Consider the following 832-nt stretch of genomic DNA (forward strand, 5'->3'; position numbering starts at 1 on the left):
CGGATGCCCTGGTCGCCTTCGGCCATACCGGCCCCGTCACCGACGGCGGCTGGACCACGGCGCATGACCGCGGCGTGCGGGCCGTGCGCCAGGCCTTTCCGCGCCTGCGCACCGTCTATGTCGAAAGCATCCCCTATTCCGCCGACGCCACGCGCATCTTCCGCCAGTTCGTGGCCGAGGGCGCGCAGATGGTCATCGCGACCTCCAATTACGGCGACTTCATCCGCGACGTGTCCGACCGCGCGCCCGACGTCGCCTTCATGGAATGCGACGGACACGGCGTCTCGGGCAATCTGGGCTGGTATTACATCACCCACTGGTATGCCAGCTACGTCATCGGCATCGCCGCCGGCCTGATGACCCGCACGAACAAGATCGGCTTCGTCGGCTCGTTCCCGATTCCCTCGGTCTATGCCGGGGCCAACGCGGTCCTGCTGGGCGCGCGCTCGGTCAATCCGGCGGCGACGCTCCAGGCCATCTCGATCAATGCCTGGTTCGACCCGCAGGCCGCCACGCAGGCCGGCACCGCGCTGGCCGAAAACGGCTGCGACTTCCTGTGCGGCATCATGGACGAACCGGGCTATCTCCGCGTCGCCCAGCAGCGCGGCATCAAGGCCGCGATGTGGAACACCGACATGCGCCAATACGGCCCCGACGCCTATGTCAGCTCGGTCGTGCTCGATTTCCGCGCCTATTACGTCCGGCAGGTCGCCGCCCGCCTGGCCGGCACCTGGCAGGCCCAGCCGCATTTCCTCACCCTCGGCCACGGCGTGGACCGCGATTCCTGGGGCCGCACCGTCCCGCCCGACATCGCGGCCCGGGCCGATGCGAT

General features: G+C 68.9%; 1 protein-coding gene. It reads left to right on the forward strand.

Going from position 1 to position 832, the window contains the following annotated elements; translation table 11 throughout:
- The coding region (locus HUK84_RS20720) for a BMP family ABC transporter substrate-binding protein (RefSeq protein WP_176641867.1) at window positions 1-832 on the forward strand (832 nt) is incomplete at both ends.

The sequence above is a fragment of the Nguyenibacter vanlangensis genome (genome assembly GCF_013376155.1).
Lineage (GTDB): Bacteria > Pseudomonadota > Alphaproteobacteria > Acetobacterales > Acetobacteraceae > Gluconacetobacter > Gluconacetobacter vanlangensis.